22 protein-coding genes are annotated in these 25,186 nt (G+C 65.4%); 11 read left to right on the forward strand and 11 right to left on the reverse strand.

Annotated elements, in window-relative coordinates; translation table 11 throughout:
• Positions 1–4: 4 nt before the first annotated feature.
• Entirely contained in the window at positions 5–1,186 is a 1,182-nt protein-coding gene (locus tag Q0687_RS16650) for an acetate/propionate family kinase (RefSeq protein ID WP_298878643.1), read from the forward strand.
• A 131-nt stretch (positions 1,187–1,317) separates the two neighbouring features.
• On the opposite strand, the gene Q0687_RS16655 is transcribed toward Q0687_RS16650, so the two are convergent.
• Complete coding sequence (locus Q0687_RS16655) at positions 1,318–2,157, reverse strand: RMD1 family protein (RefSeq protein WP_298878645.1); 840 nt, start codon at positions 2,155–2,157, stop codon at positions 1,318–1,320.
• A 335-nt stretch (positions 2,158–2,492) separates the two neighbouring features.
• Between Q0687_RS16655 and Q0687_RS16660 the strand changes: the two genes are divergently transcribed.
• A complete protein-coding gene (locus tag Q0687_RS16660; RefSeq protein WP_298878649.1) occupies positions 2,493–3,068 on the forward strand; it encodes a glycosyl transferase in 576 nt (191 codons plus the stop codon).
• A gap of 62 nt (positions 3,069–3,130) precedes the next feature.
• Positions 3,131–4,060 (forward strand): helix-turn-helix domain-containing GNAT family N-acetyltransferase, encoded by a 930-nt coding sequence (locus Q0687_RS16665; protein ID WP_298878651.1) that lies wholly within the window; start codon positions 3,131–3,133, stop codon positions 4,058–4,060.
• Between the two features lie 179 nt (positions 4,061–4,239).
• On the opposite strand, the gene moaB is transcribed toward Q0687_RS16665, so the two are convergent.
• Together moaB and Q0687_RS16675 are read right to left on the reverse strand one after the other, a co-directional pair.
• Positions 4,240–4,800 (reverse strand): molybdenum cofactor biosynthesis protein B, encoded by a 561-nt coding sequence (gene moaB / locus Q0687_RS16670; protein WP_298878653.1) that lies wholly within the window; start codon positions 4,798–4,800, stop codon positions 4,240–4,242.
• Positions 4,801–5,026: 226 nt separating this feature from the next.
• On the reverse strand, positions 5,027–5,971 hold the full coding sequence (locus Q0687_RS16675) for a neutral zinc metallopeptidase (protein ID WP_298878655.1): 945 nt from the start codon (positions 5,969–5,971) through the stop codon (positions 5,027–5,029).
• Between the two features lie 416 nt (positions 5,972–6,387).
• Between Q0687_RS16675 and Q0687_RS16680 the strand changes: the two genes are divergently transcribed.
• From Q0687_RS16680 to Q0687_RS16690, 3 genes are all read left to right on the forward strand, one after another.
• On the forward strand, positions 6,388–7,515 hold the full coding sequence (locus tag Q0687_RS16680; RefSeq protein WP_298878657.1) for a site-specific DNA-methyltransferase: 1,128 nt from the start codon (positions 6,388–6,390) through the stop codon (positions 7,513–7,515).
• Between the two features lie 85 nt (positions 7,516–7,600).
• Positions 7,601–7,927: a hypothetical protein gene (locus Q0687_RS16685; RefSeq protein ID WP_298878659.1), complete on the forward strand. Its 327-nt coding sequence runs from the start codon at positions 7,601–7,603 to the stop codon at positions 7,925–7,927.
• Positions 7,928–8,040: 113 nt separating this feature from the next.
• Positions 8,041–8,727 carry a glutathione S-transferase family protein gene (locus Q0687_RS16690; RefSeq protein WP_298878661.1) on the forward strand — a complete coding sequence of 229 codons (687 nt, stop codon included), beginning with the start codon at positions 8,041–8,043 and terminating at the stop codon, positions 8,725–8,727.
• Positions 8,728–8,770: 43 nt separating this feature from the next.
• On the opposite strand, the gene Q0687_RS16695 is transcribed toward Q0687_RS16690, so the two are convergent.
• From Q0687_RS16695 to Q0687_RS16715, 5 genes are all read right to left on the reverse strand, one after another.
• Complete coding sequence (locus Q0687_RS16695; RefSeq protein WP_298878663.1) at positions 8,771–10,780, reverse strand: methyl-accepting chemotaxis protein; 2,010 nt, start codon at positions 10,778–10,780, stop codon at positions 8,771–8,773.
• A gap of 182 nt (positions 10,781–10,962) precedes the next feature.
• On the reverse strand, positions 10,963–13,506 hold the full coding sequence (locus Q0687_RS16700) for an HWE histidine kinase domain-containing protein (RefSeq protein ID WP_298878665.1): 2,544 nt from the start codon (positions 13,504–13,506) through the stop codon (positions 10,963–10,965).
• The gene (locus tag Q0687_RS16705; protein WP_298878667.1) at positions 13,503–14,087 is read right to left on the reverse strand and encodes a biliverdin-producing heme oxygenase; all 585 of its coding nucleotides are present in this window, start codon (positions 14,085–14,087) and stop codon (positions 13,503–13,505) included. The genes Q0687_RS16700 and Q0687_RS16705 overlap by 4 nt, the downstream gene beginning before the upstream one ends.
• A 126-nt stretch (positions 14,088–14,213) precedes the next feature.
• On the reverse strand, positions 14,214–14,381 hold the full coding sequence (locus tag Q0687_RS16710) for a DUF1127 domain-containing protein (protein WP_298878669.1): 168 nt from the start codon (positions 14,379–14,381) through the stop codon (positions 14,214–14,216).
• A 53-nt stretch (positions 14,382–14,434) separates the two neighbouring features.
• A complete protein-coding gene (locus Q0687_RS16715) occupies positions 14,435–14,878 on the reverse strand; it encodes a nuclear transport factor 2 family protein (RefSeq protein WP_298878671.1) in 444 nt (147 codons plus the stop codon).
• Between the two features lie 91 nt (positions 14,879–14,969).
• Between Q0687_RS16715 and Q0687_RS16720 the strand changes: the two genes are divergently transcribed.
• Entirely contained in the window at positions 14,970–15,884 is a 915-nt protein-coding gene (locus Q0687_RS16720; protein ID WP_298878674.1) for a LysR family transcriptional regulator, read from the forward strand.
• Between the two features lie 194 nt (positions 15,885–16,078).
• Here the strand turns inward: Q0687_RS16720 and Q0687_RS16725 are convergent, their stop codons facing one another.
• Positions 16,079–16,699: a glutathione S-transferase family protein gene (locus tag Q0687_RS16725; RefSeq protein ID WP_298878676.1), complete on the reverse strand. Its 621-nt coding sequence runs from the start codon at positions 16,697–16,699 to the stop codon at positions 16,079–16,081.
• Between the two features lie 127 nt (positions 16,700–16,826).
• Between Q0687_RS16725 and Q0687_RS16730 the strand changes: the two genes are divergently transcribed.
• Positions 16,827–18,101: a flavin-dependent oxidoreductase gene (locus Q0687_RS16730; protein ID WP_298878678.1), complete on the forward strand. Its 1,275-nt coding sequence runs from the start codon at positions 16,827–16,829 to the stop codon at positions 18,099–18,101.
• 238 nt (positions 18,102–18,339) lie between these two features.
• On the opposite strand, the gene Q0687_RS16735 is transcribed toward Q0687_RS16730, so the two are convergent.
• Together Q0687_RS16735 and mutY are read right to left on the reverse strand one after the other, a co-directional pair.
• Positions 18,340–18,759 carry a PaaI family thioesterase gene (locus Q0687_RS16735; protein ID WP_298878680.1) on the reverse strand — a complete coding sequence of 140 codons (420 nt, stop codon included), beginning with the start codon at positions 18,757–18,759 and terminating at the stop codon, positions 18,340–18,342.
• A gap of 52 nt (positions 18,760–18,811) precedes the next feature.
• Entirely contained in the window at positions 18,812–19,930 is a 1,119-nt protein-coding gene (mutY, locus tag Q0687_RS16740) for an A/G-specific adenine glycosylase (RefSeq protein ID WP_298878683.1), read from the reverse strand.
• 197 nt (positions 19,931–20,127) lie between these two features.
• Here mutY and Q0687_RS16745 point away from each other — a divergent pair, with 197 nt between their 5' ends.
• The 3 genes from Q0687_RS16745 (at position 20,128) to smc (ending at position 25,095) form a co-directional block, all read left to right on the forward strand.
• A complete protein-coding gene (locus Q0687_RS16745) occupies positions 20,128–20,619 on the forward strand; it encodes a DciA family protein (RefSeq protein ID WP_298878684.1) in 492 nt (163 codons plus the stop codon).
• A 138-nt stretch (positions 20,620–20,757) separates the two neighbouring features.
• Positions 20,758–21,414, forward strand: a complete 657-nt coding sequence (locus tag Q0687_RS16750) for a DsbA family protein (protein WP_298878686.1) — start codon at positions 20,758–20,760, stop codon at positions 21,412–21,414.
• Between the two features lie 216 nt (positions 21,415–21,630).
• A complete protein-coding gene (gene smc / locus Q0687_RS16755) occupies positions 21,631–25,095 on the forward strand; it encodes a chromosome segregation protein SMC (RefSeq protein ID WP_298878688.1) in 3,465 nt (1,154 codons plus the stop codon).
• The last annotated feature ends 91 nt before the right edge of the window (positions 25,096–25,186 follow it).

The following is a 25,186-nucleotide window of genomic DNA, read 5'->3' on the forward strand; positions in this document are numbered from 1 at the left end:
CGGCATGACGTCGGTCCTCGTCCTCAACGCAGGCTCGTCGAGTATCAAGTTCGGCCTGTTCGAGATCTCGAGCCGCACGCCTGCCCTGCTTTGCAAGGGCCTGCTTGACGAGCACGAGGCAAAGCCGCGGCTGGTCGCAACCAGTCCCTCCGGCGAGACGCTGTTCGAAAAGCAGAAGGACGCCTCGGATGCGGACGGCGGCCATCTGTTCGCCGACGTGCTCGGCTTCATCGAGGATCGTTTTGGCGAAGGCTTGCGCGCCGTGGGGCATCGCATCGTGCATGGCGGCGCCGATTATTCCGGCCCGGTCGAACTGACCGACGATGTCTTCACCAGGTTGGAGGCGCTGACGCCATTGGCGCCCCTGCACCAGCCGCGCTGCCTGGCGCCCGTCCACGCCATCAGCGCGATCCGCCCCGCGCTGACGCAGATCGCCTGTTTCGACACCGCATTTCACCACGGCATGGCGCCCCCGATGAACCGCTTCGCGATCCCGAAGCGCTACGAGGCTCACGGCCTGCGGCGCTATGGCTTTCACGGGCTCTCATTCGAATATGTCGCAGGCCGGCTCGCCGAAATCGCGCCGGAGCTTGTAGCGAAGCGCGTTGTCATCGCCCATCTCGGCAATGGCGCCAGCCTCTGCGCCTTGCGCGACGGTCGCAGTGTCGACACCACAATGGGACTGACACCGCTCGATGGTCTCGTGATGGGCACGCGCTGCGGCAGCATCGATCCCGGCGTGCTGCTCTATCTGCTCCAGCACGAGAGCATGTCTACCGAGGATCTGCAGCATTTGCTCTATCACGAGTCCGGCCTGCTCGGCGTCTCCGGCATCTCCGCGGACATGCGCACCTTGCTCGCGAGCAAAGAAGCCGCAGCGCGCGAGGCAGTCGATCTGTTCGTGTTCCGCGCGGCCCAGGAGGTCGCGGTAATGGCGAACACGCTGGGAGGGCTCGACGGCCTCGTCTTTACCGGCGGCATTGGCGAGCATGCGAAGGAAATCCGCGGTGCCATTGGCGAGCGGCTCGCGTGGCTCGGAGTGAACATCGACTCGACTGCGAATGACGAGGGTCGCGACCGCATCAATGCCGGCCACGGCGTTGTCGACGTGCTCGTCATCCCGACCAATGAGGAACTGACGATCGCACGTCATTGCGTCGCGGTGCTGCGATCAGGGGCGGACTGATCCAACTAATGGGAGGTGTCAGCCAACCCGTCATTGCGAGCGTAGCGAAGCAATCCAGATGATCTCTGCGGCGGGACTCTGGATTGCTTCCTACGCTCGCGATGACGACGAAGGAGATAACAACGTCCCATTCAGTGAATCCCCGCAAATATCTGGATGCACCCGATCGCGACCTCGATCACGATCAGCACCACCACCGCGATTTCGAGCCGCAGCGAGCGCTGGGTGTCGATGATGTCGGTGAGCGCATCGGCCGTTTCCGCGATGACCGTGATCTTGCGCTCGAGCGTGTCGAGGCGCTCCGTCAGCTCATATTCGTCCTCCAGACGCGCATAGAGCCGGTCGAGCTGGGGCTTTTCCCAGAGCGCGTCGGGCTTCTCGGCGACGGCGACGCGGCCGGCGACGCGCTGCTGCACCAGCAGCGCATTGCCGATCAGCTGCAGGATGCCCTTGCGTCGCCGCGATGTCCGGCCTTTCTCGGCAAGCTCCCGCGCAAAAGGCTCGATGACATCGAAAACGGCCGCTACACGGCGCTCGTCGCGCGCCAGTGACGTGCTCTTGGCGAGGGCATCTGCGATCAGCAGCAGTCGTTCGTCGGAGAATTTCGAGAGACAGATCGGGCCGCCCGGCTGGATCGCCTCGGCGTTTTCGTCCTTGCAGAGCTGCGCCTGCGCGGTCTCCTCCTCGAGCGGGCTGAGCTCGCCGGTCACGCGGGACTTCAGGCTGTCGAGCAGCACCTTCTCCTCCGAAGGAAGCAGGCCGATCAGCACCACGACGCCATAACGGAAGATCACGGCGAGGCCAGCATGGACGCGAAAGGCCGCCGGCGTCGAGGACACCAGCGTGCCGAGCTCGAGGTTGGACGCGTTGATGCGTTCGCCGAGCATCACGGCGCGAATGCGCAGGGTCGGTGCGGGATCCGGCTTTGGGGATGTTGTCATCGTGCCAGCAGGAAGTTGATCGGCGTTCATAGGACACTCTCGCTCTGCGCCGCGGTCATTGCGCATTTTTTCCATCGGTAAGGTTCGTGTCAGACTACCGACAGCATCTCGTGGAAAATACGGTCATCGCCCGACGGTATTGGCGGAGAGAAAGCACCGTAAAAGCTCACGAACCCGTCACCCGCCGAAACATTCGGCAATATGACCACCCTGCGCACGACACATTCGGCTGCGATGGACCAGCACTGGTTGACCATCGCACGGCTAACCACCGCCGGAAAGTTGCACTCGGCATCGCCGCGTGTTTATGACAGTATCATAACGAGCTACGCTTCCTCCGAAGTGCTGATATCGAAGCCTCAATCATGCTGAGCGTCATCATACCGACTGAAGGCGTCGAGCAGACGGCAGTCGCAACTCTCGCCGCGCTGGTACCCGGTGCCGCAGCGGGCCTCATCAAGGAAGTTCTGCTGGTCGACGGCACCCGCAACGGCGTCATCGAACGTGTTGCCGACGTCGCCGGCTGCCGTTTCATCGGCTACGAAGGAACGTCGCAGGGCGCAGCGCTGGCCGCCGGCGCACTTCAGGCCCGTTCGCCGTGGCTGATGTTCCTCCCCGCCGGCGCGGTGCTGGACACCGGCTGGATCGAGGAGACGACCCAGTTCATCCAGGCCGTCGCGGCCAGCGGCCGGGATCGCGCCGCGGTCTTCCGCTACGCCCGTTCCCCCTACGCCGATGCCGGCTTCCGCGACTTCCTGCGATCCGTGGTGCGCAAGCTGGTCGGCCCGCTCGGCGATCAGGGTCTTTTGATCGCGCGTGATCATTACGACCGGATCGGGGGCTACCCGCCCCAGGCCCGCCGTTCCGAGGCCCGGCTGCTGCGGCGGCTCGGCCGCTCCTCCCGGACGCTGCTGCGCAGCCGGATCGTCATGGTCGGGTGAGGTCACCTAATACTTGCCAAAGTCAAATAATTATTTGACAATGGCAATTATTGAGGTGTCCCATGCCAATCAACGGTGTCGACGACCAGATCTCGGCGGTTCGCGCCTTCAACCGCTTCTATACCCGCAAGCTCGGGGTGCTCGACCAGCACCTGGGCAAGAGCCCGTTTTCGCTGAGCGAGGCACGCGTGCTCTATGAGCTCGCGCATCGCGATGACCTTGCGGCCAAAGAGATCGGAGGCGAACTCGGTCTGGACCCCGGCTATCTCAGCCGCATCGTCCAGAGCTTCGACGAACAGGGCCTGATCACGCGCACGCCCCTGCCCACGGATCGCCGGCAGTACCAGCTCAGCCTCACCGCCAAGGGCCGCCAGACCTTCGCCAAGCTGAACCTGAGCTCGCAGAATGAGGTCGCCGCGATGCTGGCCCAGCTTTCGGCCGGCGATGCAATGCGCCTGACCCAGGCGATGGCGACCATCGAAACAGTGCTGGAGCAACGCCGGAGCCCACCTGCGCCCGTCGTACTGCGCAGCCATCGCGTTGGCGACATGGGCTGGGTCATCTCCAAGCAAGGCGCCGCCTATGCCGCGGACTACGGTTGGGACATCAGCTACGAGGCGCTGGTCGCCGAGATCTGCGCCCAGTTCATCAAGACCTACGATGCCGCGCGCGAGCATTGCTGGATCGCGGAAGTCGGTGGCGAACCGGTCGGCTCGATCTTCCTGGTCAAGGCCACGGACGAGCTCGCCAAGCTCCGCCTGTTGCAGGTGGAAAAACAAGCACGCGGCCTCGGCGTCGGTCGCGCGTTGGTCCAGCAATGCATGCAGGGCGCGCGCGAGCGCGGCTACAAACGGATGACGCTGTGGACGCAGAGCATCCTGGTCGCCGCGCGCGGCATCTACAAGAGCGCCGGCTTCGAGCTGGTCGCAACGAAGCCACATCATAGCTTCGGTCACGATCTGGTGGGCGAGACCTGGGAGCGGGATCTGTAGCCGCGCATGGAGCGAATGCGCATGAATGCGCCCTCGCCCCTTGCGGGAGAGGGCATCTCCGCTGGTAGACACAAATTCACTCGGGTGAGGGGTATCTCTCCGCACTTGCCGTGCCGATAGAACCCCTCATCCGGCGCTTCGCGCCACCTTCCCCCACAAGGGGGGAAGGGAAGAGAAAATTACACCGTCGCACCCTGCGCTTTCGGCCGGCGCAGATGCTCGTCCAGCCGCGGCATGATCTCGACGAAATTGCAGGGGCGCGTGCGGTAGTCGAGCTGACTCGCGAGGATGCCGTCCCAGCCGTCGCGGCAGGCGCCGGGTGAGCCCGGCAGGCAGAAGATGTAGGTCGCACCGGCAACACCCGCGGTGGCGCGGCTCTGGATCGTCGATGTGCCGATCTTGGCATGGCTCAGCATGTGGAAGGCGATGGAGAAACCGTCCATGCGCTTCTCGAACAAAGGCTCGATCGCTTCCGGCGTGACGTCGCGCCCGGTGAAGCCGGTGCCCCCGGTGGTGATGACGACATCGACGCTGCTATCAGCGATCCAGCGGCGGATCACGGCGCGGATGGCCTCGACATCATCGGTGACGATCTCGCGCGCGGCGAGATGATGGCCCGCGGCAGTGAGGCGATCGACCAGCGTCTGGCCGGACTTGTCATCGGCAAGTGCGCGCGTGTCGGAGACGGTGAGCACCGCGATGTTGAGCGGGATGAATTGCTTGGATTCGTCGATGGACATTACGACTTCACTCCTGCTTCCACTGCCGCCGCGGTCATCCTGAGGTGCGCGCCGTGCGGTGCTACGCACCGCGCGGCAAGCCTCGAGGGATGGGCCGCGGGCTCCGCCATCCTTCGAGGCCCGCCGAAGAGGCGGGCACCTCAGGATGACGCCACTACTCCCGGATTTTCCTATGCGCAATTGCGCATCATAATTCACGCTGCGTCCGGGGCGCGGGCCGATGTAACTACGGCCCGCCGCCGCCGAACGTGTTGCAGGCTTGCAGAGTACCCTGCTGATAGCCGGTCATGAACCACTGCTTGCGCTGCGCGGCCGAGCCGTGGGTGAAGGAGTCAGGCACCACGCGCCCTGTCGCCTGGCGCTGAAGCGTGTCGTCGCCGATCGCGCTCGCCGTGGTCAGGGCGGCGTCGATATCGCCGGCCTCGAGGAAGTTCGGACGCTTCTTCGCCTCGCGATTGACCCAGATGCCGGACAGGCAATCGGCCTGGAGCTCGACCTTCACCTGCAGCGCGTTCGCCTCGGCCTTGCTGCTGGCCTGCTGCTGCAGCCGTGTCACCTTCGGGATGATGCCGAGCAGGTTCTGGATGTGATGGCCGGCCTCATGGGCGATGATATAGGCCGAGGTAAAATTGCACGCCGACTTGCCGGAGCAGCCGTGGAAACGCGTCTCGACCTCGCGGAAGAATCCGGTATCGAGGAAAATGGTGCGGTCCGGCGGGCAGTAGAACGGCCCCATCGCCGACTCGGCCCGGCCGCAGCGGCCGCCATTGGTGGCGTTGCGGAACAGCACGACCTTCGGGCCGGTGTAGGACTGGCCGCTGGCCTGGAAGATCTCGCTCCAGCGATCGTCGATCTCGCCGAGGATGCCCGAGATCATGCTGCCCATCTCGTCGGTCGGCGCGCCGCGCTTGGCCTGGGACGACGGACGGTCGCTCTGGTAGCTCGGCGCCTGGCCGCCGCCGGTGAGGATCTCGGCGCCGCCGATCAGGATGCGCGGGTCGATGCCGAAGGCATAGCCGACGATGCCCAGCACGATGATGGTGCCGATGCCGAGGCCGCCGCCGCCCATCGGCAGGCCGAATCCGCCGCCGCCACCGCCGCCGAATCCTCCCCCACCGTCGTCGCGACGATCCTCGATGTCGTCGCTGCGGCGGAAATCATCGTAGCGCATGGCGGGCTTCCCTCAAGGTCGGCAATGACGCGGCGTGGGCACGCGGAAACGCAAAAACCTCAACGCGCCACATAGCTAAAATTTCCATTGCGTTAATCAATATCCCGCTCGGCAATTATTGCCTAGTGCGACAGCCTGCGACGCCAGCAATTTTTTCCGAGGACCAAGCATTTTTTTCCGAGAGAAATTTCGGAGTCCTTTGCGGACCCGGCGGCCCCTGCAACGCCAGGAAACGCGAAACACACTGTAAAACACGACGAATGCGCGCAGCGACACGCACGCAACACGCGATGTCGGGCCTCCTCACTAAAGCGGCGGGTTAAGTCGATTTTTACTTTGCCGCTTCATTGTAACGGTCAGTCGGTTGTTTGGTCCCGCGTCGCCGACAGCGTCGCCTGAGTCAGAGTTCTTGAGTCATGGTAGTGTCGCGTCGCGGGGCGTCTGCAAAGACGCCCCGCACAAATTTTGAGTCTCCGTCGCACAGCATCATTCTCGGTGATTGCGTCGCCGAGATGTCGAAGCTTCAGGCAGGTTCGGTCGATCTCGTGTTCGCCGATCCGCCCTACAATCTGCAGCTCAAGGGCGATCTCAAGCGCCCCGACGAATCCCATGTCGATGCCGTCAACGACGACTGGGACAAGTTCGATTCATTCTCCGCCTATGACGATTTCACCCGCGCCTGGCTGCTCGCCGCGCGCCGCGCGATGAAGCCGTCGGCGACGATCTGGGTGATCGGCTCCTATCACAACATCTTCCGCGTCGGCGCGATCATGCAGGACCTCGGCTTCTGGCTCCTGAACGACATCGTCTGGCGCAAGACCAACCCGATGCCGAATTTCCGTGGCCGCCGCTTCACCAACGCGCACGAAACGATGATCTGGGCCGCGCGTGACGAGAAAGCCAAGGGCTACACCTTCAACTACGAAGCGCTGAAGGCGGCCAACGAGGACGTGCAGGCACGCTCCGACTGGCTGATCCCGCTCTGCACCGGCGAGGAGCGCCTCAAAGGCGCCGACGGCAAGAAAGTGCATCCGACACAGAAGCCGGAAGGCCTGCTCGCGCGCGTGCTGCTGTCCTCGTCCAAGCCCGGCGATCTCGTGATCGATCCGTTCAACGGCACCGGCACCACCGGCGCCGTCGCCAAGCGCCTCGGCCGCTCCTATATCGGCTTCGAGCGCGACAAGACCTATGCGAAGGCGGCGGAAGCCCGCATCGCCGCGATCGAGCCGCTGCCGGAAGAGAGTCTCGCCCCGTTCATGACCGCACGCGAGGCGCCGCGCGTGGCGTTCTCCGAGTTGATCGAGCGCGGCATGATCATGCCAGGAACGAAGCTGTTCGACGCCAAGAAGAAGCTCGGCGCACTGGTGCGTGCCGACGGCGCCATCATGTTCGGCGACAAGGTCGGCTCGATCCATCGCATCGGCGCCGTGGCGCAGGGCGCGCAGGCCTGCAACGGCTGGACCTTCTGGCATGTCGAGACCAAGAAGGGCCTCAAGCTGATCGACGAGCTGCGCGCGGAAATCCGCGCCGGCATGGCGGAGTAGCTGCATTCGCAGCCCTCGCAGGCCCTTGTACGCCGCGACAGCCGGGACTAGATTCGTAGCATCAGTCCCGACCGGTGTTGCTCCCATGCGACGACAGTCCGAGACATTGCTGCTGGTGCCGCTGCTGCCGATCTTCCTCATCGGCATGTTTCCGATGGTCGTGATCGCCCTGCTCGGCTTTTTCGGCCTCGCGCTGTTTGGCGTGCTGGTGATCTGCGTCGGGCTTGCCAGCAGCAACGAGGCGCACGACAATTTCAATCACGATGTGATCGTCAACGGCTATTCGCGCGGATCGGAGCGCAAGGCACGGGCCTCCGACATGCACCTTGCCACACGCCTCGGGTTGCGGCTGGAGGCGGTCGGCGCGGCGATGGTCCTTACGGCGGCGATCGGCCTTTGTTACGCGCCCTGATCTGCGCCTCGCGCAGATACCGCCCGGCAAACTCGCCGGTTGTGCTTTCAGCCGGGATGCAGGCAAGACAGGGGCGCAAGCGGCAATGACGCTGCGTCCTGCGGAGATGATTGATGCTCAAATTCTATTTCAACGGATCGCCGAACCCGACCAAGGTCGCGCTGTTCCTCGAAGAGGCTGGGCTGGCTTACGAGCCGGTGAAGATCGACACCCGCAAGGGCGAGCAATTCGCGCCGGAGTACTTGAAGATCAACCCGAACGGCAAGGTGCCGGCGATCGACGATGGCGGCACGATCGTGTTCGACTCGAACGCGATCCTGCTCTATCTCGCCGAGAAGACCGGCAAGTTCCTGCCCGCCGCCAGCGTGCGCGGCGAGACGCTGTCATGGCTGATGTTCATCGCCACCGGCGTCGGGCCGTATTCGGGTCAGGCCGTGCATTTCAAGCATTTCGCGCCGAAGGACCAGAACCACGACTACGCCCATAATCGCTACCAGTACGAGACCGATCGCCACTACAAGATCCTCGACGCGCACCTCAAAGGCCGCAAGTACATGGTCGGCGATGCCTATTCGATCGTCGATATGGCGCTGTGGGGCTGGGCGCGGATGGTGCCGTTCAAGCTCGGCGACGACGCCTTTGCGCGCTACCCGAACGTGAAGCGGCTGGTCGACGAGATCTCGGCACGCCCCGCAGCGGCGCGCGCGCTCGCGCTGAAGGACAAGTTCACCTTCAAGGCCGAGATGGACGATGAGGCGCGCGCCAACATGTTCAGGCACATGACGACGAAAGTCGCCTGATCACATCGCACTGCGATGAAAGGCCACGCGCGTGCGTGGCCTTTCAGGCCGCGTGGACCGAGCTCAGGAATTTTGCGACCTCGGTCTTCAACCGGCTGCTGTCCGATGACAGCGAGCGCGCCGCCGACAGCACCTGCGAGGAAGCCGAGCCGGTCTCGGCCGCGCCGCGCTGCACGTCGCCGATATTGGTCGAGACGCGCTGGGTGCCGTGCGCGGCCTGCTGGACGTTGCGGGAGATTTCCTGCGTCGCTGCGCCCTGCTCTTCCACGGCCGCGGCAACCGTCGAGGAGATTTCCGACAGCCGCTCGATGGTGCCGCTGATCTCCCTGATGGAGCCGACCGATTCTTCGGTCGCTGCCTGGATGCCGGAGACCTGCTGGGCGATCTCGCCGGTCGCCTTTGCGGTCTGCTCCGCCAGCGCCTTGACCTCGGAGGCGACCACGGCAAAGCCGCGGCCGGCCTCGCCCGCGCGCGCGGCCTCGATGGTGGCGTTGAGCGCCAACAAATTGGTCTGGCCGGCGATGGTGCTGATCAGTCCGACGACGTCGCCGATGCGCGCGGCGGCCTTGGACAACTCGCTGACGCGGGCGTTGGTCTTGCTCGCCTGCCCGACGGCTTCGCCGGCGATGCGGGCGGATTCCTGCACCTGACGGGCGATCTCGCTCACCGAGGACGACAGCTCCTCGGTCGCGGAGGCGACGGCCTGGACGTTCGCCGAGGCTTCGTGCGATGCAGAGGCGACTTCCGTCGACAGATCCTGGGCGCGCGTTGCCGTCGTCGTCAGCGTGCCGGCGGAGGTCTCGAGCTCGCTGGAGGCCGACGACACGGTCTCGACGATCTCGCCGATCGCCTGCTCGAACTGGTCGGCGAGCCGGACCATGTCCTTCTTGCGGTCCTCGGCCTGCCGCGCCTCGCTCTCGGTCTGCTCGTGACGCATGCGCTCGGTGTCGATCATGTTGTCCTTGAACACCTGGATCGCCTTGGCCATGTCGCCGATCTCGTCGGCCTTGCCGCGCGAGGGGATCTCGACCGCGAGATCGCCGCCAGCGAGCCGGCCCATCGCGCGCGTCATCGAGGTCAACGGGCCGACGATGCTGCGGGCGATCAGGAAGGCGACGATCACGCTGAAGACAACCGCGAGACCGCCTGCGACCTCCTGAATCCATGTCGTGCGGGCGATGACGCCGGCGGCATTCGCCCGCGTATTCCGGGACTCAGCCGTGAGTTCGGAATCCGCGACCTTGAGCTTGTCGATACTGGTGGCGATCAGGGGCGCAATGTTGTTGCGGAACGTCTCGTCGGCCACAAGGATCGCGGCGGAGGTCGACTCGAACGCCGCCTGATAGGCGGTCAGCGAGGTCTTGACCGGCGCGAGCGCCGACTTGACCTGATCGGGCAGAGTGGCCTCCTGGAGCCCCGCGATCCGTTGCTGCGCCCTCTCGGTATTCGCCCTGAAGGTCGAGGTTGACTTGGAATCGCGCATGGCGAGGAAGCGCCAGCTCGCCAGACGCGCCTGGAGGATCTTGGACTCGAGATCGGCGACGGGCGCCGTGACCTCGGCATCGTGGGTTCCATGCGCCGCGATGACCAGCTTGCCGGCATAGGTGTTCAGTTCCTCGCCACCGGGCAGCAGCGCGGCCTTGCCTTTCGTCGTCTCCTTGACCGCGGCGCCCATGCGCTCGCGCAGCGACTGCAGCTTGGCGATATCGCCAATGAGACCATCGTAGATCTTGCGCCGCTCCTCGGAGAACGACTCCGCCGATTGCGCTTTCAGCAGCTCGATCGTCGCCGCCTCATGTTCGGCGGCCTCCTTGAAGGCGGGCTCGTTGGCGTCGTAGATGTAGCGCAGGTTGGCGCGCTGCAGCGCCTGGAGATGGATCGATATCTCCCGAACGCGCGCGGCATGGTTCGAGAAGGCGGACATTTTCGCGACCTGGTCCTGGACCGACCACAGGTTCCAGACGGCAACCAGGGCCATGATCAAGCTCATCACGGCAAGAGCCGTAAAGCCGGCGTAAAGACGTCCCCGGATTCTCAAACGAATGCCCCGCATGATGGCCCCTCAGAATTCGCGCAGCCGAACGCCCCCACGGCTCATCCCGCTGCGGGCAGCACAATGAAGCACACTTGTTAATTGTACCCTTCTTGATCGGGCTGATGCCCCGGTTGCTGCTTCCGGGAACCGACCCGGCGGGGACCGGGGCGCGAGGTAACCGGGCTGTCGCCGGCCCGATATCAGGCTGTCGCCTGATTCAGCCTGCCGAGCGCGTTCTCGACCACTTCCAGCGTGTAGGGCTTTTGCACCACCGGCGCCGAGGCCAGGTCCACGGGGATCGGCGCGCGCTCGCCATAGCCGGTCGCGAAGATGAAGGGCACGCCGATCTCCTTCAGCCGCTGCGCCACCTTGATGCTGCTCTCGCTGCCGAGATTGAGGTCGAGCAGCGCAAAGCTCGGCCGCGTGCGCTCGATCGCGCGCAGCGCGTGGTCGACGCTCGCCGCCGTGTCGACGTGCCGCGCCCCGAGATCGAGCAGGATCACCTCCGCCGCCATGGCGATGATGAGGTTGTCCTCGACGATCAGCGCCGTGTCGGAAATGCGGGGACGGGCGGGCTGCTGTTCCTCGATGCGCATGGCGGCTCCTGCGATTGACGGCACCAGTTCGACGAAGTTCGGCGGGATCACGAATCTCGCCTGCACGCCGAGCAGGTCGAAGCGGATTTCGGCTTCGCCCTTGAGGTCGAACGGGACGGAACGCTCGATGATGGTGGTGCCGAAGCCGCGGCGCGACGGCGGCTGCACCGGCGGCCCGCCGCTCTCTTTCCACTCGATCTCGAGGCTCGAGTTCGGGTCGACCCGCCACACCACCTCGACCTGGCCGGTGGAATCGGCGAGCGCACCGTATTTGGCGGAGTTCGTCATCATCTCGTGGACGACGAGCGCCAGCGTCGCGAACGCCTTGGGATCGAGCGCAACCTCGGGTCCGTCGATTTTCACGCGATCGGCGCGGGACCCGAGATAGGCCCCCGCCTCGGATTCCAGCAGCGTGCGCAGCGCCACCGGCGCCCAGTTCAGATTGGTGATCTGGTCGTGAGCGCGCGCCAGCGCCTGGATGCGGCCGCCGAGCACGCTGGCGAACTCGTCGACGCTTCTCGCGGTGTCCTTGCTCTGCGCCACCAGCGCGCGGACCAGGCTCAGGATGTTGCGGACGCGATGATTGAGCTCGGCAATCATCAGCTCCTGCCGCTCCTGCGCGCCGCGCCGCTCGCGGGCGGCCAGATCGGACAATTGCAGGATCACCTCGAGCAGCGTCACGCGCAGGCTCTCGGCGATGCGGATGTCGGCTGCCGACCACGGCTTCGACTGGCCCGCGACCGTCTCCTGCCAGAGCTCAAAGCTCTTGCGCGGCGTCAGGCGCGGCCCGTTCGGGCCTTCCTCGTAGACTTTCTCGGGCGCGCCCGCCCAGTTCACCGAGCGCACCACCTCTCGCCGGAAAAAGATCAGGCAGTCGCGCGGGGTGCGCGAGATCGGGATCGCGAGGAAGCCGGCGGCGCGGTCGCGAAACACCTCGCCGGCCGCGTAGATCTTGGCGATCTCCGCGCTGGCGCAGATGCGGCCCGGCGAAGTCCGGTTGATGAAGGCGACGAGGTCCCTGACCTCCGCCTCGGTCGGCGTCTCGCCGTCGAGCGTGATCCTGCTGTCGGACCAGATCGCGACGCCATCGCAGGCGATCATCTTGCGGTAATCGCCGACGAAATCGACGATCGCGCGACGGCTGTGCTCGTGGGTGGCGGCGATCTCGATCAACCGCTCCTGGATCTTCTGGGCGCTGGCCTCGTAGGCCACATCGATCTCGCGCTCGCGCCCCTCCACGATCCAGGAGAACATCTGCCCGAACAGCTCGGAGGCCGTCCGCTTCTCGAACGAGATGTAGCGCGGCGAATAATGGTGGCAGGCGAACAGCCCCCACAGCTTGCCGTCGCGCAGGATCGACACCGACATCGAGGCGGCAACGCGCATGTTGCGCAAGTACTCGATATGAATCGGCGACACCGAGCGCAGCACGCTCATGGACAGATCAAGCAGCCCCGCATTATGCGAGGCTGTCGACAGCAATGCGGCCGGCGTGGCGTCGATGTCGGCGATGATGCGCAGCCAGTTGCGCTGATAGAGGATGCGGGCCTGCCTGGGAATGTCAGAGGCCGGGTAGTGCAGCCCGATAAACTTTTCGAGACCTGCTTCCGCGGCCTCCGCGATCACCTCGCCCGATCCGTCCGGATGAAACTGATAGACCATGACGCGATCGAAGCCGGTCAGAACTTTGAGCTGGCGCGCCGCCTCGCGGGCAAGCTCGGTCATGCCGCGGGTCTTGCGGATGCGCTCGAGCATCAGCCGCACCAGCTCGCCGGAATTGACACCCGCCTCGATGACGCTGGGCTCGGCCTCGACGACGAGATAGGCGCCGGAGAAATGGATCGAGAGATCGTAGAGCGGCTTGCCCGCCTGAAGCTCGACGCCGAACACGCGTTCAGTCGAGTCAGGGCCACCAAGCTGGTCGACGCGGTTGCGGATGGTCTCGATCGCGGCAGCGGAGAAGACTTTCACGAGCGGCTGTTGCAGCAGATCGGTGACGTCGCCGCCGAGGAAGCTGCCGGCATTGTCCGACGCCATGCAGATCGTGAAATCCGACAGCAGCGCCAGCAGGAAGCCGAACGGCTGCACATTGCCGGGGATGTGGATCGGCTCGCGATCGCAATTGGTGAGATTGACCGCCTCGTTCATGCGCGATCCGCCGCCCGCTCGAATGCAGCAAAGGCGCTGCGCGCCGCCTCGATCGCCTCGTCCTCGTCACAGGCCTCTTCGCATGCGAGCTTCGCCAGAAAACTCTGCCACAGCCGTTGGCCCGCGCCGTGGCTGAGATAGGCGGTGGCCTGCCCGACGCGTGGATCGGCCGCGTCCGCGACCGCCTTCAGCAGGAATTTTGCACCGAGCCGGGAGCCCTCCAGGACGTACATGGTGCCGATCACGCCGCTCTGTGTCAGCGGCGGCACCGACACGGTGGCATGCGCCTCGCGCCCGAGCCGGTCGAGATCGGCCGCAATCGCGGCGCTGCGCGTGCGCTCCGGCCAGTCCGGAAACATGTTGGCGACGCCGGCGTCCGCGAGCGCCGCTTCAAGCGGCAGCAGCGCGCCCGCGCTGGCCTGGAGAAAACGGCGATAGCCGGAAAACACGGTGAGATCGAACGCCGACATTTGCGCATCGAGCTCCCGATGCGCCGCGGCGGTCGCGTCTCTCAATCGTTCACGGAGTTCCGGAAAGCTGCGGTTCACCTGTATCGAAACGTCCGAAGCCCCAGCCAGCATGAAATTCCCAAACGCGCGCGAAGCCGGCGCGCGATTGCCCCGGAAGCAAGGGAACGTCGGTGGAACCCGGATAGTTCCGGACCTGAACCGGAAAAATGGAGACGAGACCCTCGGTCCCGCCTCCCCCTATTTCCGACGCCAATGCCTGTGGAGTTCGTATTCGATCTCCGCCCGGGTTGTCCCGCAGTCCTGCAGCTCCCGCTCGGTCATGGCGGCGAGCCGGCACCGGTCCTGCGATCGCTCCCGCCTGCGACGGATGGTCTCAACCACCGCCTGCCAGAGCCGCAGGGCCATTGCCGCTGACAACGAACGGCCCCGGCGGGTGGATGTGACGCCACTCAATCCGCTCAGCTCGCGGCCCTCGCGGCCGTTTGCGGAAACGGACCCAGCGCTCTCTCGGTCAGAACGGAGTCGCAGTACTCGCGGATCTCCTTGATCTTGCCCTCCTCGAACCGAAACACCAGGCAATAGTCATTGTCGTAACGAACGCCTTCCGGCGTGACGTTGTCGCCCTTCGCCTCCACCACGACGATGTCGCCATCGGCGATGAAGCGCTTGGCGACCGTGCGCGTCCGGTCGCGCAGGCGGGTGCGCACATAGCCGTGCAGATCGCTGAGGATCGAGTCCTTGCCCGTGAAGGTGCGCGACCAGGAATACTGGCCGGTGACGATCCACTTCGCGTCGTCGGCAAGGCTTGCGGTGAACAGTGATCGGTCGCGGACAGCCGGGTCGGGGCTGGCGGCGGCAGCGAAAATATCCTGCATCAGTTTCTTGTTGGCGCTCGCGCTCATGGCGGCATCTCCTTGTCATGCTAACGCCGAGACCATCGCCGCTGGACGAGAATTCTTCAAATCGATAGCGAATATGATATCTATTCACCTCATGAATTTGAATTCGCTCGACCTCAATCTGTTGACCGCGCTTGACGCCCTGCTGCGCGAGGCCAATGTCAGCCGCGCCGCAATGCGCATCGGACTGTCACAGCCCGCCACCAGCCACGCCCTGCAGCGGCTGCGCGATATCTTTGGCGACCCGCTGCTGGTGCGCACCGGCGCTCGAATGGAACTGACGCCGCGAGCACAGGCACTGCGCGCACCGCTGGCGCAGGCGCTCGATCAGGTGCGTGGGCTGTTCGTGCCTGACGCGTTCGATGCCGCGCGCAGCGATCGGCACTTTCGCCTGATGATGCCCGATCTCGCGGTCGAATTGTTGATGCCGCCCTTGATGGAGAAGGTCACGCGTCTTGCACCCAACGTCCGCATCGACGTGGTGCCATGGCGGGGACCGGCGATCTTCCACGCCGAGTTCGCCCGCACCATCGACCTCGTGATCTCGATCGGCAATGCCTTCAAAGGGTTTCATCGCCAGCTGCTCTACACCGACAGCGATGCGCTGGCGGTGCGGCGCGGTCATCCCGTGGGCGCCAAGCTGAAGCGGCGCGACGCTTTCCTCGCTGCACGCCATGTCGGCGTGATCATCCGCGGCCAGCCCGAAGACCTGATCGACACCTGGCTGCGGAGCAAGGGCATCGAGCGGCAGATCTCGCTGGTGGTGTCGGGCTATCTCGAGGCGCTGCACGTCGCCGCCCGCACCGACCTCGTCGCCTTCGTGCCGCGGCGGCTGATCGCAGGGCTCTCAAAGCAGCTCGGGCTCGCCACGGTGACGCCACCGCTCGATCCCGGGATCGACGAGCAGTTCATGTTCTATCCGACGCGGGCGCAGATGGACCCGGGCTCGATCTGGCTGCGACGCTTGATGCTGGAGACAGGGCGGGAGTTGGAGAAGCGGTCTTCGTAGGGTGGGCAAAGCGAAGCGTGCCCACCACCTGTCGCCGCCGGAGAAAGACGGTGGGCACGGCGCTATGCGCCTTTGCCCACCCTACGAAACCTTGCACTGGATAGAATACTGTCTCGGCAAAGACAGTGTCATCCCGGGTCTGCGCTGACGCTTGCCCGGGATGACAGGGGAGAATGTGGTCGCGCCTTACCGGATCAAGCCTTCTGCGCGTCCATCACCTTGCGCACGGCTGGACGATCGGACATGCGTTTGAAGTGGTCGGCGATCTTCGGCGTGGCGTTGATGTCGACGCTGTCGCCCTCGAGCCAGGTCGAAAGCGTGTACAGATAGGGATCGCAGATCGTGAACTGATCGCCCATCACCCAGGGTCCCCTGTACATCCTCTGCTCGATCAAGGAGAAGCAGGCGCCCATGGTCTGCGGCACTTTCGCCTTCATGTCGGCGAAGGAGCTCTCCTGCGTCGCCCAGCGCGCGCCCCGCATCTTGTGAGCGTGATTGATGTGCACGGTCGAGCAGAGATAGGAGTTGAACGACTGCACCTGCGCGAAGTCGAAGAGATCGTCGAGCGGCGCGAGCTTCGCCTTGGGCATGGTCTGGGCGATGTAGGCCAGCATCGCCGGCGTCTCGGTGAGGACGCCACGATCGGTCACCAGGGCCGGCACGCGGCCCTTCGGGTTGATGGCGAGATATTCAGGGCTGTTCTGCTGATTGTCCTTGAAGCTCAGCCGTTCAGCCGTGTAGTCGGCGCCGGCCTCTTCCAGGGTGATATAGGTGGCGAGCGCGCAGGTGCCGGTGGCGTAGTAGAGCTTGAGCATGTCGGACCTCATGGGAAAGCTGGAAATTAACGGCATTAGCCCCTGGGGTCTATAGCACGACATCCTCTTCGCAGTTGCCCACATCCGCCCGCCTGTGCGAAGACGCCCGCAGTCGGAGGGGTTTTTCATGACGGTTCTTATCGCCGGCGGCGGCATCGGCGGGCTGACGCTTGCGCTCAGCCTGCATCAAATCGGTGTCCCCGTAAAAGTGTTCGAGAGCGTCGCGGAGCTGAAGCCGCTCGGCGTCGGCATCAACGTGCTGCCGCATGCGGTGCGCGAGCTGATCGAGCTCGGGCTGCTGGACAGGCTGGATGCCAGCGGCGTACGGACCCGAGAGCTCGCCTATTTCTCCAAACACGGCAAGCCGATCTGGAGCGAGCCGCGCGGGCTGGAGGCCGGCTACAAATGGCCGCAGTTCTCGATCCACCGCGGCATGCTCCAGCAGATCCTGCTCGATGCCGCCGTCGAGCGGCTCGGCCGCGAGAACATCTTGACCAGCCATCACCTGACCGGCTGGACCGAGACGACCGGCGGCGTGCGCGCCGACTTCATCGACAGGGCGACCGGAAAGCCTGCCGGGACGTACGAAGGCACGATCATGATCGCCGCCGACGGCATCCATTCCGCCGCGCGAGAAAAGCTCTACCCGAACGAAGGCCCGCCGATCTGGAACGGCCGCATCCTCTGGCGCGGCGTCACGCCCTCGAAGGCTTTCCTAACCGGCAGGACCATGATCATGGCCGGTCACGAGATCCTGAAATTCGTCTGCTATCCCATCTCGAAGGAGCCGGACGCCGCAGGCAACCATTTGATCAACTGGGTCGCCGAGCGGCACATGCCGCCGACCTATCAGTGGCGGCGCGAGGACTATAATCGCACCGCGCGGCTGGAAGAGTTTCTGCCCTGGTTCGAGAGCTGGCAATTCGACTGGCTCGATGTGCCTGGCCTCATCCGGAACTGTCCGCACGCCTATGAATATCCGCTGGTCGATCGCGATCCGGTCGCGCAATGGACGTTCGGCAAGGTGACGCTGATGGGCGACGCCGCGCATCCCATGTATCCGATCGGCTCGAACGGCGCCTCGCAGGCCATTCTCGATGCGCGCACCATCACCCGCGAGATCCTGGCGCATGGCCCGACGACCGCAGCGCTGCTCGCCTACGAAGCCGAGCGGCGGCCCGCGACCACCGACCTCGTCCTGCTCAACCGCAAGAACGGCCCCGAGCAGGTGATGCAGCTTGTCGAAGAACGCGCGCCTGACGGCTTTGAGATCGTCACCGACGTGCTGTCGCAGAAGGAGCTGGAAGACATCGCCGCGAACTACAAGCGCGTCGCGGGCTTCCAGGTCGAGGCGCTGAATGCCAAGCCGCCGATCGTGAGCAAGGACGCGCGGGCGAGTTAGCTGAACCGCAAGCCGCGAGCTCCCGCTTCACCTCGCCCCGCTTGCGGGGAGAGGCATAGGCCGCCTCTGGCGGCCGTCCTCAAGAACGCCGAAGCAAAGCTTCGGCTATGTTGCATCGCAGATGCAATCCGGGTGAGGGGGTACAGGTCTATCGAAAATTTCCCGTGCGGAGAGAAGCCCCTCACCCCACCCTCTCCCCGTAAGAACGGGGCGAGGGAGTGAGAGAGCAGCGCCCGCCTCACCTCACCACCCTCGCCGCCTCCAGCAGCCGTTCGCCCGCGCTGGCCGTCGCCAGCACGGTGCCGTCCTCCGCCATCAGCTTCGCCTCGACGAACGCGATGGTCTTGCCGAGCTGCGTCACCTTGGCTTCGCCGATGATGGTCCCCGGTTTCGCCGGGCTGAGGAAATTCACGGTCATGCTGATGGTGGTGGTGTAGAGGCGGCCCTCGCTCATCACCAGCACGGCCGGGCCCATGGTGTCGTCGAGCATGGCAGAGAGCATGCCGCCCTGGATGAATCCCGCGGGATTGCAGAACTCAGGTCGGCCCTCGAACGCGAGTTTAATCCATCCTTCCTCCGGACGGGCATCGAGCAGGCGCCATCCCAGCAGCTCGGCGCAGGGCGGCCTCTTGAAGTTGTCCAGCGCGGTCTTGACCATTGGCAGCCTCCGTTTCGCACGCTGATAGCGCGACCCAGCTGCCAGCGTGCTGTCAGGAGGATGGGCCCGGCGGCAGATTCAGTGCATGCGCAATCACCTTGCGCATGACATTGGGCAGCGCCTCGCCCGCCAGCGTCGCGATCGGCACCCAGCGCATGCCCTGGGGCGCGCGCGTGCGAGCCTCGACCCTCGCGGTGTAGACCACCAGCTCCAGCGGAAAATGCGTGAAGACGTGGGTGACGACGCCGACCTTGCGCTGCCAGCGCGACAGCCCCTTGATATCAGGCGCCTGCTGCTTCGCCGCTGCGTCGTCCTGGCCGGCAAGCCAGTCCGAGCCCGGCACTTCGGTCATGCCGCCGAGCAGACCTTTTTCCGCCCTCGAGCGGACCAGCAGCTCATCGCCGCGCGTGACGACGAAGGCGGCGCCACGCCGCAACGTTCCGCTCTTCTTCGGTGCCTTGCGCGGAAACGTCTCTTGCGTGCCCAGGGCGCGCGCCGTGCAGTCCTCATTCAGCGGACAGAGCGAGCAGGCCGGTTTCTTCGGCGTGCAGATCGAGGCGCCGAGATCCATCAAAGCCTGCGCACTGTCGCCGGCGCGCGAATTGGACAGCAGCGTAGCCGCCAGTTGTTGGATCAAAGGCTTTGCCTGAGGCAACTCCTCCTCGACGGCATAAAGCCGCGACACCACGCGCTCGATATTGCCGTCAACAGGCATGGTGTGGCGATCGAACGCGATCGCCGCAATCGCCGCGGCGGTGTAGGGACCGATTCCCGGCAGCGCGCGCAGGCCTGCTTCCGTATCCGGAAAGACGCCGCCATGCTCGCGCGTCACCGCCACCGCACAGGCATAAAGATTGCGCGCTCGCGAATAATAGCCAAGCCCGGCCCACATCCGCAGCACGTCATCCTGCGAGGCGTTTCCCAACGCCGTGACATCAGGCCAGCGCGCGACGAATTTTTCGAAATAGGGCCCGACCGCCTTCACCGTGGTCTGCTGCAGCATGATCTCCGACAGCCAGACGCGGTAGGGATCCGACGTCTCCCCGGGCGCCGCGCGCCAAGGCAGCCTGCGACGGTGGCGGTCGTACCATTGCAGAAGTGCGATGGGGCGCGACGAGGTCTCCGCCTGAGTGGGTTCCGATTTCGCCTTCAGGGCGGACTTGGGGCTCATATCGTCACTGTAGCGATGTCAGGCCGTTCCCTCCACGTCATGCCCGCGCTCGTCGCGGGCATCCACGTCTTTCTTCGCAGGAGAACGTGGATGGCCGGGACATAGGCAAGCGGAAGCGACGCCGTCCTTGGACGGCTATGCCCGGCCATGACGGCGAAGAGCCTGTGGCTCAAGCCATGGAGTGCTATAAGGCCACCATGGCCAAATTCCCTCCCAAACCCGGCCCCATCAGCGCCAAGCCGCTCGGGATCCTGCTCAACGACGTCTTTGCCGAGGCCTATGCCAAGCAGGGCTTTGCGGCGCGCGAACTGGTGACGCGGTGGGCGCAGATCGCGGGGCCTGAGATCGCGGCCCATGCCGAGCCCTTGAAGATGCAATGGCCGCGCCCCGTGGAGGGCCAGCCGCAGGAGCCCGCGACACTGGTGCTGCGGGTCGAGGGTCCGATGGCGCTGGAGATCCAGCACTCGGCCGACGTGATCCTGGAGCGGGTCAACCGCTTCTTCGGCTGGAACGCGGTCGGCAAGCTCGCCTTCCGCCAGGCTCCCCTGTCGCGGCCCCGGCGCACGGTGCGGCCGGGCCCGCCGGACCCCAACCTGGTCGCCAAGGTGGCGGAGGGCCTGGGGGAGATCGAGGATGAAGAACTGAAGACGGCACTGGCGCGGCTCGGGGCTGCCATCAAGCGAAATTGAGCCTTATTCCCGATCTAATCTGGACCCGTCCTTGCCGCTCGCCATTGCCTCAAACCACGTTTCAAGCTAGCGACAGGCCTCGCCCGGGAACCCTCATTTGAGCCTCGGGCCGAGACCACGCCAATTCGGGAGCCGACCTTGATCATCACCCGCCGCGCCTTCACCACGATGCTGTCGCTGACCGGTCTTGCCGCGATCGCCGGGCTCTCGCCGCTGCGGTTCATCACCGAGGCCATGGCCCAGGCTGCCGCCGACGTCGCCAAGCCGGTGTCGCTGCCCGACATGGCGCTCGGCCCCAAGGACGCCGCCGTCACCATCACCGAATTCGCCTCGATGACCTGCCCGCACTGCGCGGCCTTCAACGAGCAGGTCTTCCCCAAGATCAAGTCGGAATACATCGACACCGGCAAGGTCCGTTACATCTTCCGCGAGTTCCCGCTCGACATCAAAGCCGCCGCCGGCTCGATGCTGTCGCGCTGCATCGCCAAGGACGACGCACCGAAATATTTCGCTGTCACCGACATGCTGTTCCGCCAGCAGAACGATTGGGTGGTGAAGAACACCACCGAGACCCTGACCCGGATCGGCAAGCAGGCCGGCCTCACCCAGCAGCAGGTGGAAGCCTGCCTGAAGGACCAGGCGCTGCTCGACAAGATCGCCGCCGACCAGAAATATGCGAGCGACGTGTTGAAGGTGGATTCGACGCCGACCTTCTTCATCAATGGCGAGAAGATCAAGGGCGAGGCCTCGTTCGAGGAATTCGCGAAGAAGATCAATCCGCTGCTGAAGAGCTGATTCGCTCGTCAAGATCCTGATTCGCATCTCGAAAGCCGTATCTTTCCCGGCATAAATCCCTTGGGAAAAACGGCTTTCGCTGGTTGCCCTCGCGGCGCACCGCGGCCATTGTCCGCCGCATGAGGCGCCCCGCGCGACTCGCCCCAACAGCGACATTGCCTTCCATGGTATTGTCCCGGCAGGGGGATTCGCGCCTGCCAACAGAGATGCGTGCTTATGAAAATCACCCGCCTGCGCCTTCACGGCTTCAAGTCTTTCGTTGAGCCCACGGACTTCGTCATCGAGCCGGGCCTCACCGGCGTGGTCGGCCCCAACGGTTGCGGCAAGTCGAATCTCGTCGAGGCGTTGCGCTGGGCGATGGGCGAGACCTCGTACAAGAGCTTGCGCGCCGCCGACATGGACGCGGTGATCTTCGCCGGCTCCGGCAACCGACCCGCGCGCAACCACGCCGAAGTGACGATGACGATCGACAATGCCGATCGCACCGCGCCTGCGGCGATGAACGACAGCCAGCTGCTGGAAATCTCCCGCCGCATCGAGCGCGAGGCCGGCTCGGTCTATCGCATCAACGGCCGCGACGTGCGCGCCCGCGACGTGCAGATCCTGTTTGCGGACGCGGCCACCGGCGCGCGTTCGCCGGCCCTCGTCCACCAGGGCAAGATCGGCGAAATCATCCAGGCCAAGCCCGAGCAGCGCCGCCGCGTGCTGGAAGACGCCGCCGGCGTTGCCGGTCTGCATGCGCGCCGCCACGAGGCCGAGTTGCGGCTGAAGGCGGCGGAAACCAATCTCACCCGCGTCGAGGACGTGATCGGCCAGCTCGCCGGCCAGATGGAAGGCCTGAAGAAGCAGGCCCGCCAGGCGGTCCGCTATCGCGAGGTCGCGGCCAAGGTGCGCAAGGCCGAAGCCACGCTGTTTCATCTGCGCTGGATCGGCGCCCATGCCGACGTCAACGAATCCGGCCAGACCCATGATCTCGCCGTGCGCGAGATGGCCGAGCGGACCCAGCACCAGGCCGAGGCTGCCCGCATCCAGGCGATCCGCGCGGCCGAAATGCCGGCGCTGCGCGATGCCGAAGCGCGCGCCGCGGCAGGCCTTCAGCGCCTCACCAATGCCCGCGAGCTGCTCGACCGCGAGGAAGAGCGCGCCAAGGAGCGCGTCGCCGAGCTCGAGCGCCGCCTCGCGCAGTTCGAAGGCGACATTTCCCGTGCTCAGCAACAAACCATGGACGCCGACGTCGCGCTGCAGCGGCTCGACAGCGAAGATTCCGAGCTGAAGGAAGAGATCAAGTCGCGCGTCGAGAAGCGCTCCGGCGTCGACGAGCGTGTCGGCGAGGCCGAGGCCGTGCTGACCGAGACCGAGCAGCAATTTGCCGAGCTCACCACGGCGCTCGCCGACCTCACCGCCAAGCGCAACCAGTTAGAGGCCAACGTCCGCACCCACCGCGACAAGCTCGCCCGTCTCGACCAGGAGATCGCGAATGTCGCGGCGGAAGAGCAGAAGCTCGCCGCTGATACCGGCGGCTTCGGCGATCTCGATGAGCTGACCGCGACGGTCGAGACCGCCGAGCAGACGCTGGCGGCCTCGGAAGCCGCAGCTCAAGCGAGCGAAGCCGCGCATGTTGCCGCGCGCCAGACGCTGGAATCCTCGCGCTCCCCGCTGGTCGAGGCCGACAAGCGCGTGCAGCGGCTCGACACCGAGGCGCGCACGATCTCCAAGATCGTCAATGGCGAGACCAAGAATCTGTGGCCGCCGATCATCGACGGCATCACCGTCGACAAGGGCTTTGAGAAGGCCATCGGCGCTGCGCTCGGCGACGATCTCGACGCGCCGATCGATCCCTCGGCGCCGATGCGCTGGACCAATGTCGGGCACGCCGAAGGCGATCCGGAACTCCCCGAAGGCGTCACCCCGCTCGCCAACCACGTTCAGGCGCCGGCCGAGCTGGCGCGCCGCCTGGCGCAAATCGGCGTGGTGCCGCGCGAGCGCGGCGCCGAGCTGGTCTCGCAGCTCAAGACCGGCCAGCGGCTGGTCTCGCCCGAGGGCGATGTCTGGCGCTGGGACGGCTTCGTCGCCGCCGCTCACGCCCCGACCGGCGCCGCACGGCGCCTCGCCGAACGCGCCCGTCTCGTCGACATCGAGAACGAGCTGGAGCAGGCCCGCATCGACGCGCAGATCAAGCGCCAGGCGCTCGAGAATGCCGAGTCCGAACTGCAGATGGCGGCCAGCACCGAAGGCGCTTCCCGCGAAGCGATGCGTGCCGCGCAGCGCGAGCTGAACGTCGCGCGCGAGCGTCATGCTGCCGCCGAGCGCGAGATCAGCCGCCATGCCGCGCGCAAGGCAACGCTGTCGGAAGCGCATAGCCGTCTCGCCGCCGACCGCGCCGAGGCCGAGGCCGCCTATGAGTATGCCGAGGCCGGCATCAGCGAGCTGCCGTCGAGTGAGGACACCGAGACCCGTCTCGCTGCCGTCCGCAGCGACATCGAAGGCCAGCGCCGCATCGCCGCCCAGGTCCGCGCCGAGGCGCAGGCGCTGGCGCGCGAGGCCGAGCTTGCCGACCGCCGCGTCCAGGCGATCCTCGCCGAGCGCACCGAGTGGGCGAACCGCAAGGAAAGCGCGGCCTCCCACATCGACACCATCCAGGCCCGCATTGCCGAGCTCACGATCGAGCGCAGCGAGCTCGAGAACGCGCCTGCCGTGTTCGCCGAGAAGCGCAGCGCGCTGATCACCGAGATCGAATACGCCGAGAACGACCGCCGCATGGCCGCCGACGCGCTGGCGACCGCCGAGACCGCGATGGCCGAGACCGATCGCGTCGCCAAGCTGACGCTGGAAGCACTGTCCAGCTCGCGCGAAGCCACCGCCCGCGCTGAGGAACGTATGGAAGGTTCGCGGCGCCGGCTCGAGGACATCGAGCGCGAGATCCGCGACATGCTCGAGGTCGAGCCGCAGGCCGTCGCTGCTCTGGCCGAGATCGAGCCCGGCGCGGAGCTGCCGCCGCTGCACGACATCGAGGAAGATCTCGAAAAGATGCGCCGCGACCGCGAGCGCCTTGGTGCGGTGAACCTGCGCGCCGAGGAAGAGCTGCGCGAGGTCGAGACCCAGCATACGGGCCTGGTCACCGAACGCGACGACCTGGTCGAAGCCATCAAGCGGCTGCGCCAGGGCATCCAGAGCCTCAACAAGGAGGCGCGCGAGCGCCTGCTGACCTCGTTCGAGGTCGTCAACAACCACTTCAAGCGCCTGTTCGTCGAGCTGTTCGGCGGTGGCGAAGCCGCGCTGCACCTGATCGAGAGCGACGATCCGCTGGAAGCCGGTCTCGAAATCATTGCCAAGCCGCCGGGCAAGAAGCCGCAGACGCTGTCGCTGCTCTCGGGCGGCGAGCAGGCGCTGACCGCGATGGCGCTGATCTTCGCGGTGTTCCTGACCAACCCCTCGCCGATCTGCGTGCTGGACGAAGTCGACGCGCCGCTCGACGACCACAACGTCGAACGGTACTGCAACCTCCTGCACGAAATGACCGGCTCGACCGATACGCGCTTCATCATCATCACGCACAATCCGATCACGATGGCGCGCATGAACCGTCTGTTCGGCGTCACCATGGCCGAGCGCGGCGTCTCCCAGCTCGTCTCGGTGAGCCTGTCCGAAGCGGTGGACATTCTCGACCAGAACGTGGCGTGAGGCCTGTGGCGTCATTCCGGGGCTCGCGAAGCGAGAACCCGGAATCTCGCGCTACAATCTCGAACTTCCGGGTTCGCGACTTCGTCGCGCT

The organism is uncultured Bradyrhizobium sp. (assembly GCF_936928535.1).
Classification (GTDB): Bacteria; Pseudomonadota; Alphaproteobacteria; order Rhizobiales; family Xanthobacteraceae; genus Bradyrhizobium.

Excerpts from the sequence above, each read along its gene's own strand:
- Q0687_RS16650 (WP_298878643.1), top strand. The coding sequence starts at position 5 with ATGACGTCGGTCCTCGTCCTCAACGCAGGCTCGTCGAGTATCAAGTTC.
- Q0687_RS16655 (WP_298878645.1), bottom strand. The coding sequence starts at position 2,157 with ATGAACGCCGATCAACTTCCTGCTGGCACGATGACAACATCCCCAAAG.
- Q0687_RS16660 (WP_298878649.1), top strand. The coding sequence starts at position 2,493 with ATGCTGAGCGTCATCATACCGACTGAAGGCGTCGAGCAGACGGCAGTC.
- Q0687_RS16665 (WP_298878651.1), top strand. The coding sequence starts at position 3,131 with ATGCCAATCAACGGTGTCGACGACCAGATCTCGGCGGTTCGCGCCTTC.
- moaB (WP_298878653.1), bottom strand. The coding sequence starts at position 4,800 with ATGTCCATCGACGAATCCAAGCAATTCATCCCGCTCAACATCGCGGTG.
- Q0687_RS16675 (WP_298878655.1), bottom strand. The coding sequence starts at position 5,971 with ATGCGCTACGATGATTTCCGCCGCAGCGACGACATCGAGGATCGTCGC.
- Q0687_RS16680 (WP_298878657.1), top strand. The coding sequence starts at position 6,388 with ATGGTAGTGTCGCGTCGCGGGGCGTCTGCAAAGACGCCCCGCACAAAT.
- Q0687_RS16685 (WP_298878659.1), top strand. The coding sequence starts at position 7,601 with ATGCGACGACAGTCCGAGACATTGCTGCTGGTGCCGCTGCTGCCGATC.
- Q0687_RS16690 (WP_298878661.1), top strand. The coding sequence starts at position 8,041 with ATGCTCAAATTCTATTTCAACGGATCGCCGAACCCGACCAAGGTCGCG.
- Q0687_RS16695 (WP_298878663.1), bottom strand. The coding sequence starts at position 10,780 with ATGCGGGGCATTCGTTTGAGAATCCGGGGACGTCTTTACGCCGGCTTT.
- Q0687_RS16700 (WP_298878665.1), bottom strand. The coding sequence starts at position 13,506 with ATGAACGAGGCGGTCAATCTCACCAATTGCGATCGCGAGCCGATCCAC.
- Q0687_RS16705 (WP_298878667.1), bottom strand. The coding sequence starts at position 14,087 with ATGCTGGCTGGGGCTTCGGACGTTTCGATACAGGTGAACCGCAGCTTT.
- Q0687_RS16710 (WP_298878669.1), bottom strand. The coding sequence starts at position 14,381 with ATGGCCCTGCGGCTCTGGCAGGCGGTGGTTGAGACCATCCGTCGCAGG.
- Q0687_RS16715 (WP_298878671.1), bottom strand. The coding sequence starts at position 14,878 with ATGAGCGCGAGCGCCAACAAGAAACTGATGCAGGATATTTTCGCTGCC.
- Q0687_RS16720 (WP_298878674.1), top strand. The coding sequence starts at position 14,970 with ATGAATTTGAATTCGCTCGACCTCAATCTGTTGACCGCGCTTGACGCC.
- Q0687_RS16725 (WP_298878676.1), bottom strand. The coding sequence starts at position 16,699 with ATGCTCAAGCTCTACTACGCCACCGGCACCTGCGCGCTCGCCACCTAT.
- Q0687_RS16730 (WP_298878678.1), top strand. The coding sequence starts at position 16,827 with ATGACGGTTCTTATCGCCGGCGGCGGCATCGGCGGGCTGACGCTTGCG.
- Q0687_RS16735 (WP_298878680.1), bottom strand. The coding sequence starts at position 18,759 with ATGGTCAAGACCGCGCTGGACAACTTCAAGAGGCCGCCCTGCGCCGAG.
- mutY (WP_298878683.1), bottom strand. The coding sequence starts at position 19,930 with ATGAGCCCCAAGTCCGCCCTGAAGGCGAAATCGGAACCCACTCAGGCG.
- Q0687_RS16745 (WP_298878684.1), top strand. The coding sequence starts at position 20,128 with ATGGCCAAATTCCCTCCCAAACCCGGCCCCATCAGCGCCAAGCCGCTC.
- smc (WP_298878688.1), top strand. The coding sequence starts at position 21,631 with ATGAAAATCACCCGCCTGCGCCTTCACGGCTTCAAGTCTTTCGTTGAG.